This is a genomic window from Stenotrophomonas lacuserhaii, assembly GCF_014836545.1.
GTDB lineage: Bacteria > Pseudomonadota > Gammaproteobacteria > Xanthomonadales > Xanthomonadaceae > Stenotrophomonas > Stenotrophomonas lacuserhaii.
Genome location: NZ_JACSQS010000014.1, coordinates 60,404 through 62,041, shown reverse-complemented (window position 1 = coordinate 62,041; position 1,638 = coordinate 60,404). Strand labels below are relative to the sequence as shown.

General features: G+C 66.2%; 2 protein-coding genes. Both read left to right on the top strand.

From position 1 onward, the window contains the following. The first annotated feature begins 185 nt into the window (after positions 1–185). Complete coding sequence (locus H9654_RS13130; RefSeq protein ID WP_191771200.1) at positions 186–956, top strand: SDR family oxidoreductase; 771 nt, start codon at positions 186–188, stop codon at positions 954–956. Positions 957–1,006: 50 nt separating this feature from the next. Next, positions 1,007–1,573 (top strand): elongation factor P-like protein YeiP, encoded by a 567-nt coding sequence (gene yeiP / locus H9654_RS13125; RefSeq protein ID WP_042613949.1) that lies wholly within the window; start codon positions 1,007–1,009, stop codon positions 1,571–1,573. Positions 1,574–1,638: the final 65 nt, after the last annotated feature.

Below are 1,638 nucleotides of genomic sequence, written 5' to 3'. Positions count from 1 at the left end.
GGATGCAGTCTTTGCCGTCCCCCGCAAACCCATCCCGCCCCGCCAACACACAGCCCGTCCGCTTTTGATGTTGCTCCAAAAAAGCGGGCGCCGGGCGCAGCCCGGCATCCGCCAACGCACTGCACAACGGCCCACCACGCGCCATCCGCTAGAATCGCGGGCTCTTGAACCCGCAGGACCGTGCAATGCAGTTGTCCAACGTACGTGCCGTCATCACCGGTGGCGTTTCCGGCCTCGGCCTGGCCGTGGCCGAACATCTCGTCGCCCACGGCGGCAAGGTCGCCCTGTTCGACCTCAATGATGAAAAAGGCGCCGCCGCCGTCGCCGCCCTGGGACAAGCACACGCGTCCTACCAGCAGGTCAACGTCAGCGACGAGGCCGCCGTGGCCGAAGCCATCGAACAGGCCCACGCCTTCCTCGGCGGACTCAATGTCGCAGTGAACTGCGCAGGCATCCTCGGCGCCGGCCGCGTGCTGGGCAAGGAAGGCCCGATGCCGCTGGCCGGTTTCCAGGGCACGGTGATGGTCAACCTGGTCGGCAGCTTCAACGTCGCCAAGGCCGCGGCCAACCGCATCCAGCACAACGACGCCGGTCCGGACGGCGAGCGCGGGGTGATCATCAATACCGCCAGCATCGCCGCCTATGAAGGGCAGATCGGGCAGGCCGCCTATGCCGCCTCCAAGGGCGGGGTGGTCTCGATGACCCTGCCGATGGCCCGCGAACTCTCGCGCTTCGGCATCCGCGTCAACACCATCGCCCCCGGCGTTTTCTGGACGCCGATGGTCGATGGCATGCCGCCGGCCGTGCAGGAATCGCTGGCCGCCTCCATCCCGTTCCCGTCGCGGCTGGGCAAGCCGGAAGACTTTGCCAGCCTGGTCGCTTACATTCTCGGCAACACCTATATCAACGGCGAGACCATCCGCCTGGACGGCGCCACCCGGCTCGCTCCGAAGTGATTCCCCCGGGCGCCGGGACGGCGCCCTCCCCCCAACCGACCTACACCACCATGAAAGCCAGCGATATCAAGAAGGGCAACGTCGTCGAGTACAACAACGGCGTGTACCAGATCCGCGACATCGAACGCAGCTCGCCGCAGGGCCGCGGCGGCAATGTCCGCTTCCGTTTCATCATGTACAGCGTGCCGGGCGGCAACAAGCTCGACGCCAGCTTCGATTCCGATGACAACCTGCCGGAAGTGGAACTGCTGCGCCGCCTGTCGACCTACTCGTACAAGGATGGCGAAGCGTTCGTGTTCATGGACGACGAGGATTACACCCCCTACACCCTGGATGCGGACGTGATCGGCGATGACGCCGGCTACATCACCGACGGCCTGGCCGGCATCTACGTGCAGGTGATCGACGACCAGCCGGTGGCGATCCAGTTGCCGACCAGCGTCGTGCTGGAAGTGGTCGAGACCCCACCGGAGATGAAGGGCGGCACTGCCACCAAGCGTCCGAAGCCGGCCAAGCTGAGCACCGGCCTGGAAATCATGGTGCCGGAGTACATCGCCAACGGCGAACGCGTGCTGGTCAACACCGCCACCGGTGAATTCGGCGGCCGCGCCGACTGAGTGTCGAGGTCATTGTTTTCGCGGTGCCCACACATGGATTGGGCCGGGGGGGGGGGGGGGGCGGG

Bases quoted from the DNA above. Each gene is read 5' to 3' on its own strand.
- H9654_RS13130 (WP_191771200.1), top strand. From the start codon at position 186: ATGCAGTTGTCCAACGTACGTGCCGTCATCACCGGTGGCGTTTCCGGC.
- yeiP (WP_042613949.1), top strand. From the start codon at position 1,007: ATGAAAGCCAGCGATATCAAGAAGGGCAACGTCGTCGAGTACAACAAC.